6 protein-coding genes are annotated in these 7,876 nt (G+C 63.6%); all 6 read right to left on the bottom strand.

Features of this window, described 5'->3' with window-relative positions:
* Positions 1 to 816 (bottom strand): protease pro-enzyme activation domain-containing protein (locus tag AC3IFE_RS26815; protein WP_489193109.1); only part of this gene is annotated, 816 nt, incomplete at its 3' end.
* Between the two features lie 393 nt (positions 817 to 1,209).
* Positions 1,210 to 3,090 (bottom strand): polysaccharide biosynthesis protein, encoded by a 1,881-nt coding sequence (locus AC3IFE_RS26810; RefSeq protein WP_489193107.1) that lies wholly within the window; start codon positions 3,088 to 3,090, stop codon positions 1,210 to 1,212.
* A gap of 12 nt (positions 3,091 to 3,102) precedes the next feature.
* Positions 3,103 to 4,119, bottom strand: a complete 1,017-nt coding sequence (locus tag AC3IFE_RS26805) for an MraY family glycosyltransferase (RefSeq protein ID WP_489193105.1) — start codon at positions 4,117 to 4,119, stop codon at positions 3,103 to 3,105.
* A gap of 5 nt (positions 4,120 to 4,124) precedes the next feature.
* The gene (locus tag AC3IFE_RS26800) at positions 4,125 to 5,090 is read right to left on the bottom strand and encodes a UDP-glucose 4-epimerase family protein (RefSeq protein ID WP_489193103.1); all 966 of its coding nucleotides are present in this window, start codon (positions 5,088 to 5,090) and stop codon (positions 4,125 to 4,127) included.
* Between the two features lie 526 nt (positions 5,091 to 5,616).
* Positions 5,617 to 6,807 carry a glycosyltransferase gene (locus AC3IFE_RS26795; protein WP_489193101.1) on the bottom strand — a complete coding sequence of 397 codons (1,191 nt, stop codon included), beginning with the start codon at positions 6,805 to 6,807 and terminating at the stop codon, positions 5,617 to 5,619.
* Positions 6,804 to 7,874 carry a glycosyltransferase family 4 protein gene (locus tag AC3IFE_RS26790; RefSeq protein WP_489193099.1) on the bottom strand — a complete coding sequence of 357 codons (1,071 nt, stop codon included), beginning with the start codon at positions 7,872 to 7,874 and terminating at the stop codon, positions 6,804 to 6,806. Before AC3IFE_RS26790 ends, AC3IFE_RS26795 begins: the two co-directional genes overlap by 4 nt.
* Between the last annotated feature and the right edge of the window lie 2 nt (positions 7,875 to 7,876).

Raw genomic sequence — 7,876 nt, 5'->3', positions numbered from 1 at the left:
CGTGGTTGCGCTCGTGTCCCCACTCGACAGCCCGGCATGAATCACGGAAACGGGTACGGCAGGCAGGTGGTTATTGCTTTCGAACGTCGCCAAGTCGATGACGGACTGCGTCACGTCTCCTTCGGCAATGATGCCTACTATGGTGTTCACCGCCGCCGGGGCACTGCCGACGGAATAGATGCGGGGAAAATCCGTCGGATTGTGACCCACCGCGACGGCGGAAGTCGTCGGCGAGGCGTTCGCGGTCGGCGCGGCGGCGGCATCGGAAGCGCGTACGAAATTGGGGTGCAGGCGGGTCGCGGTATCGAGCCCGAGCACCCCTTGAACGACACCGCCGATCGCATTGGGCACCGTCTCCGGGGCGGTATTGATATGCGTGCTGGTGCCGTCCGCCATCGCGACCGGTACGAGCGTCGTCTGAAACACGCCCGATATCACGCCGGCCGGGGCATCGGCTTCGACGATCATGTTGTTGCCGGCCACGCTGATGTTCGTGAAGCCCTTACTTGCCAAGTAAGTCTTCACGGTGGCGACCTGGCCTGCGCTGGGTGCGTATTGTGCGGCGATCTGCGCGGAGGTCAGCACGGCCCCGAAACTCGCGCTTCCCGGAGTTCGCGCTTGCTGCAGAAAGCGGTTCAACCCGGCTTCGTCATTCAGCTTGAGCACCAACACAACATGGACCGGCGCCGTCGCGCTCATCGGCGCGGCGCTCACCACGTTGCCCGTGGCTCGCAGCGCCGATAGTTTGACCGCCTGCGCAGAAGTCGCAGCCGGACCAGCGTCGTCGCCGCCGCAGCCTGCCAGCGCGAGCACCATGAGCGCCGCGCCTATTCCCCTGACAAGTTGTTCCGTTTTCATCGAATTGGTATGGACCGTAGAGCCTCGTATTTGGCTGTTCGCCTTTTTTCTTTACGGCAATCGCACGGCTACCTTGAGGAAAACATAGGAAGGAATCGGTCGGTAGTCAAATACTCCGATGTATCGAACCCGAAGTTCGGGCAGCGTAGTTTGCCTCTGCGGTCACGCTCCAATAGGCGTCGCACGAGCCTCGGACGTTGCACAACTGGAAGCATCGCCTCTGCCATGCTTCACGCGCCAATCCGGCGGTGTTTGCGGCGGACCCACCAATAAAAATGCCGCTCAGTTCGCTACTGAACGGCATGGATTCCGCGATCGTACGTTATTTCATCGCGACCGATTACGGCGCGATCACTCGGAGGCAATCGCCCGTCTCGACACGCTCTGAAGCACCGGAGTCACCGTCGTCTGATATTCCGGCACCCAGCGCCGCAGATCGCGCCGCACCTCGTCGTCGCTCAGCACGCGATTCTGCATCAGCCACGGCAGCAATTCATCGAGCAGATGATCCGGCACTTCGCGTGCGCGCGCAATCCGCAGCTTCGGATGCGGCGTACGCGTCGTCGTTTCATCATCCGCGAGCAGTTCCTCATAAAGCTTCTCGCCCGGCCGCAGGCCCGTGAATTCGATCCGGATCTGCCCTTCCGAAAGCCCATACAGGCGGATCAGATCACGTGCGAGATCGACGATCTTTACCGGCTCGCCCATGTCGAGAATGAAGATTTCTCCGCCATGCCCCATGCTCGATGCCTGCAGCACGAGTTGCGATGCTTCGGGGATCGTCATGAAAAATCGCGTGATCTCGGGATGCGTGACCGTCACCGGCCCCCCCTTCGCGATCTGTTGCTGGAACTTCGGAATCACGCTGCCGGCGCTGCCGAGCACGTTACCGAAGCGCACGGTCTCGAACTGCGTGCCGCCGCTCGTCTGCTGCAGCGCTTGGCAGGCCATCTCGGCGAGACGCTTGCTCGCGCCCATCACATTGGTCGGATTGACCGCCTTGTCGGTCGAGATCAGCACGAAATGACGCACGCCGTGACGAATCGCCGCGCGCCCGACGCGATACGTACCGAGCACGTTATTGCGCAGCGCCTGCCACGCGTTGTGCTCTTCCATCAGCGGCACATGCTTATACGCCGCCGCATGGAACACGATGTGCGGCGCATGGCGCGACATCACTTGATCGAGCAACAGCGAATCCTTCGCGTCGCCGATGATCGGCACCACTGGCTGATCGGGAAAACGCTCGCGCAACTCTTCCGTCAGCCTATACATCGCGTATTCGGACAAGTCGAACGCGACGAGTTGCGCCGGCGCAAAACGGAGAATCTGCCGGCATAGCTCCGAGCCGATCGACCCGCCCGCACCCGTCACCATCACGACGCGGCCGCGCAGCAACGCCTCGACGTGCGGTGTGTCGATCGTCACCGCGTCGCGGCCGAGCAGATCCTCGAGATCGATGCTCCGTACCTGTGACAGGAAGCCCTGCCCCGGCATCAGCGCGGTCAGCGACGGCAGCACCATCGCTTTCACACCGGCGCGCACGCACAGTGTCGCAACCCTGCGCTGCGTCTCGACCGATGCCGACGGAATCGCGATGATCGCGTATTCGACCTTCAGCGCGTCTGTCCAGTGCTTCAGGTCATTGAACGAGCCGAGCACCTTGTAACCGTAGATCTCGCGCCCCTGCTTGGTGACGTCGTCGTCGAGCAAGCCCACCAGACGCCATTCGCCCGAACGCGACAGTTCACGCGCGAGGCTCGCGCCGGCGGTACCGGCGCCGAGCACCAGCACGGGCTTGCCCTGCCCGACCAGCCCGCCGTACAGGTAGAACTCCTTCGTCGCGCGGTACAGCGCGCGCGCGCCGCCCATCGCGAGAAACAGCATCAGCGGCGACACGAGCAACACCGAGCGCGGAATGATTGGCGACGGCTGGAACATCACAGCCCCGATCATCACGATAACGCCACCGCCGACGACCGCTTTCGAAATGCGCATCAGGTCGGGCAGACTCGCAAATACCCACAGCCCACGGTACAGGCCAAACAGGTGGAACATCAGCGCGTAGACCGGCAACACCCACACGAGCGCCATCAGCGCGCCGCTCAGGAAATCAGGCGGAACGCTACCGTTGAAACGAATGAGATAAGCGAACAACCACGACGCGACGACCGCCGTCAGGTCAAACAGGAAAGCGCTCAGCGAAAGCCATGATGCTTTGGATCGCAACATCGGCGGGAGACCTCAAGAGTTATTTTCGGCGGCGGACTGAAACCGGCGCCAACGCATGTCGATCACCAATCCGAGACATGCCAGGACGCCGTACCACGCGAAGAACGACAGCCACTGCTGCAGTTCCGCGCGGTCCTTTGCCCACACGGCGATGATTATGCCTGCGAGCATGATGAGGTACCAATAAAGAGCGGTCCGGCGGTGACCTACGCCCGCCCGGACCATCCTTTGATAATAGTGCTCGCGGTGGGCTTGCCAGAACTTTTCGCCACGTAACAGACGTCTCAAAAGTGTTACAGATGCGTCAGCAATAAAGGGCGCGAACACTAGGGCTGGAAACCAGATCGGCCAGACGCTCGTACGCCAGCCCCAGTAGCCGAGCGCGCCGGCCAGGAAACCGAGCGGAATGGAGCCTGCATCGCCGAGAAACAGCCTCGCCGGATGGAAGTTAAGTAGCAGAAAACCGAACGCGGCGCCTGCGACCGCCGCGCCCGTCAAGGCGAGATCGGGGGACGGATGCGCGCCGGTCGCTGCAGCGGCCGCGTACGCGCCAAAGCCGAACAGCGCCATGCCCCCCGCGAGGCCGTCGGCGCCGTCCATGAAGTTGTACAGGTTCGTGAGCCAGACCATCACGAAGCCGACGCCGACGAGCAGCCACCACGGCGCCTCGGCCGGATAGACCGCGATCAGCACGACGACGGCCGCCAGGTGCACCGAGAACCGCACGCGGGCCGGTAGCCCGCGTCGATCGTCGATCTGCGACATCGCGGCAAGCGCGGCGGCGGAGATTGCGATCAGCCACAGATGCGGCGCCACCGCCAGCAGCGCGACGATGCAAACCGGCACGATGCCCCAGCCGCCGACGCGCGGCGTCGGAAGCGTATGGAGCGAACGGTCGTTCGGGATGTCGGTGGCGAGGCGCCAAGCGAGGCCGGTCGCGAGAAGCACGCGCAGGATGGCCGTCGATGCGATGGCGGCGGCCAACGCCACCGTAACCGCCAGGGGGCACGTGAATATCGGGAAAGGCATATCGGCTATTGTTGTGTATCGCGCGAACGATACCATGCAGCGGTCGCTTCGAGGCCCTCGCGAATCGTATAAGGCGGTTGCCAGCCAAGCACGCGCTTGATCCGGCCCGTATCGAGCTGCAGGCTGCCGGTCAGGCGGTCGATCGCCGCGCTGCGGCCGGTCAGCTTGCCGAGCGCACGGAGCAACGCAGCCGGAACCGGCAGAAGCCGCGCCGGCTTGCCAAGAGCGTCGCCGACCAGACGCAACAGGCCCGTGACGGACGGTGCGTCGTCGTCGGCGACGTGGAAGCATTCGCCGGCCGCGCGCGGGTCCGTCGCGCATTGCAGCATCGCATCGGCGAGATTGTCCACGTAGACGATGCTGCGACGCGAGGCGACGGAACCGAGCGGCAGCGGCATCCCGCGCGCCACCGCGTCCATCATTCGCAGAAAATTGGCACGGACGGACGGGCCGTAGACGAGCGGCGGTCGCACGACGACGACATCGAGCCCGGCCGATGCGCCGAACCGCGCGAGTTGCTGCTCCGCGCGCAGCTTCGAGCGGCCGTATGCGTCCTGTGGGTTCGGGCGAGTGCTTTCGGACAGCGGTGTGCCGCCGTCGCTTTCGCCCACCGCCTTGATGCTGCTCGCGTACACGATCCGACGCACGCCATGCTTGCGCGCGGCTTCGGCGAGACGCAGCGTGCCGGCGACGTTGGTCGCGTCGAATGCGGCGTCGGGATCGGGCGACTCGTCGCGCATGACGTGCACGCGCGCGGCGAGATGGATCACGCAATCGGCGGTTAGGTCGGCCGGCCATCCTTCGTCGAGGCCATCGAAATCGGCGCCGCCATGCACCCACTCGCGTACGCCGTCGACGCATCCGCCCGGCCGCCGCACCAGTGCGGTGACAGCGTGCCCGGCGTCTAGCGCGCGACGGCAAACCGCGCGGCCGACGAAACCGTTCGCGCCGGTGACAACGAGATGCGTCATGGTCGCCTCCAACTCAACCGACGGACATCGCTACATAACCGCCCGATGCCACTGCCGATGACCACGCACGAAATCGAAGCGACAGGCTCGCGCTTTACAACGCCACGCGCTGCATGGCACGCGGGACTGCCGGTGCCCAACGGGCGCGCGCATACGGGAAGGGGGCCAAAGACGAACACAGATGGCTCTCGAAAACGAGGGGGATATCGATCGTGGACACCGTCATTTATTCGCATCACCGCGCAGGCGGCCGTGGCGAGGCCGATACGAATCGATACGTGTCTCCGAATCGGACGTCAATGCTGCGTCGCTGATGTGACCGGGACCGCTCTCTCCCCGGACGCGGCATCGTGAAAAAAGACGCCACCGGCATCGGGCATCCGATCGGACGCGTGCCAAATTGTAACCGCGCCGGCTCATGACCTCCAAGCGGGCGCGTCGAACAGCCGGGCCGATGGCACTCGAACCGCTACTTGCAAGCGAGCCGTGCGCGCATCGGCCACGACAATCTTGGGCACGACAGCGATCAAGCCAGCAATGCGTTCACCTTTTCGACGAGCGGCGCAATCATTCGCTCCCACCCATGCTCACGTTCGACGAAGGTTCGCGCTCGCGCCGCCATCTCTGCCGACGCGGCCTCGTCGGCAACGAGCTGTTCGATGCAATCGACAAATTCCTCCGGAGTGTCGGCAATCAACAGTTCCCGGCCTCCTTCCGCGCCCAGGCCCTCATGACCCAGCGGCGTGGTGACGACGGGCAGCCCGAGCGCCATGTACTCGAGAATCTTGTTCTGCACCCCGGCACCGATGCGCATCGGACATACGCCGATTGCGCCGTCGGACGCAGCTTGCGCAACCGACTCGACCCGACCGGTTACTTCGACGCCCTCGTATGCGCGAAATCGTTCGGCGAGTGCAGGTACGATCGACCCCACGATCCGGAAACGGTAGTCGGCACGCTTGCGCAGCAATGGCAACACGGCCCCGGCGAAAAAGTGACACATATCCTGGTTCTGGACCGTGCGCATGTCGCCGATGAAAATCACGATCCGGCTTGCCATGCTGCGCGCCGTGTACGGCAGGTCCGACAGATCCACACCGTTCGAGCACACCATCACGTTCTTGCCTGACGCGTCGGGAAACAGGTAGTCGCGATCGGTCCTGGAAACCAGCACCGAGAGATCAAAGTCGTCGACGATCGTGCGCTCGTAGTCGAGCAGGCGCTTTGCCTCGATACCGAACACGCGCGACTTCAGCCCGCGTGCATTCTTCAACTGCTTCACGCGACTGTAGTTGAGCGAGATCGCGTCCGTCATTTCCAGGATGCGCGGCTTGTCCGACTTGCGTACATATTCGGCACAGCGCACGAGATGCACGAATACGCCATCATGTGACGGCAGCAATCTCGCCACCGCCACCGCAAACTCGCGACTCCGGTAATACGCGACCTGCAACGGCGTGCGAGTCGGCAACGCGAGCAGTGTATTGACGTACGATCGCCGGCGCGACAGGAAGACCCGTTCGACGCGGTCGAACACCCCGTCGTCCGGCAACGCGGCATGCATTTCTTCGTCGGTCTCGCACATGCTCAGCAGCGTCAGTGAGTAATGGCGGGACAGCACGCGACAAAGATGGTAGATCCGTAGCTTGTCGCCGCCGATCACCGGATAGGGAAACCGCGGCGTCAGCACCAGCAGTTTCTTCTTGTTCTGGCTCATGACAGACGGGCCCAGAAATCCTGAATCAATGGGCTAACGGCAGACGCCGAAAAGGTGCGCGCCCGGTCCATGCCGGCACCGACCGCCACGTCGAATCGCGTGCTGTCGCCCCATACGTTGCGGATCTGTTCGGCCATGTCCTCGACCGAATAAGGATCGAACTGCAGACCGCAATCGCCGACGATCTCGGGCATCGACGTCGTGTTGCTGCATGCGACAGGCGTACCGGACGCCATCGCCTCCAGCAATGGAATCCCGAACCCTTCGAACAACGACGCAAAGACGAACGCGCGGGCTTGGCGGTACTGATGCCGCAGATCCTCTCGCGACACGTAGCCCAGCAGTTCGACGACGCCTCCCAGCCCGAGCGCTTCCGCTCTCCCGAGAAAGTGCGCGTGATGATCGGACTTGATTCCCGCGATCCTGAGCCGTGCGTCATCGCCCAGCTCGGGCCTCGCCATCGCGAACGCCTGCAGCAAGCGGTCAACATTCTTGCTGGGCACTTCGCCCGCCACCGTGAACAGATACGGCTGGCGGGCAGACCGACTGACCGGCGGCGCGAACCAGTCGTCCGAAATTGTGCACGGAATGACAGGAACGTCCGCCTCGCGCAGCCCGAACCGCTCCATCAACTCTCGCTGCGTGAAGCGTGAGATGGTGAGCACGGCGTCGGCCCGGCGAACCAGCCGCGGCACCACTTGACGACGGTAGACTCGCCCAACAGTCTGATACAGCGACCGCGCCGGCGGCAGCACATGCCACGGCTTCATGTAGATCAGGTCATGGACAACCGCGATCACCCGGGTGTTGCCCGTGGACCGCAGGGGTCCCGTGTTATACGGGCATAGCAGGTAGTCGAGCTTCTGTTCACGGCACAAGCGTGGCAACTCGACCTGCTCCCACCACGGGAAGAAACCGTGTCCGTCACTGACGAATGGCCATTCCTCGGCACTCACGCCACTCGGTGCCAGACCCAGCACCGACGCGCTGACCGGTTCCACCAGTTGTCGGGCGAATCGCCCCATGCCGCGGTAGTTGCCCACCATCCAGGTGATATCCACCCCCAACT

This window comes from Burkholderia sp. APQ4-4ca (genome assembly GCF_057837105.1).
This window is presented reverse-complemented; position numbering and strand designations above follow the sequence as displayed.

What these genes read in the sequence shown, in the direction of transcription:
- AC3IFE_RS26810 (WP_489193107.1), bottom strand. Translation starts at nt 3,090, where the DNA reads ATGTTGCGATCCAAAGCATCATGGCTTTCGCTGAGCGCTTTCCTGTTT.
- AC3IFE_RS26805 (WP_489193105.1), bottom strand. Translation starts at nt 4,119, where the DNA reads ATGCCTTTCCCGATATTCACGTGCCCCCTGGCGGTTACGGTGGCGTTG.
- AC3IFE_RS26800 (WP_489193103.1), bottom strand. Translation starts at nt 5,090, where the DNA reads ATGACGCATCTCGTTGTCACCGGCGCGAACGGTTTCGTCGGCCGCGCG.
- AC3IFE_RS26795 (WP_489193101.1), bottom strand. Translation starts at nt 6,807, where the DNA reads ATGAGCCAGAACAAGAAGAAACTGCTGGTGCTGACGCCGCGGTTTCCC.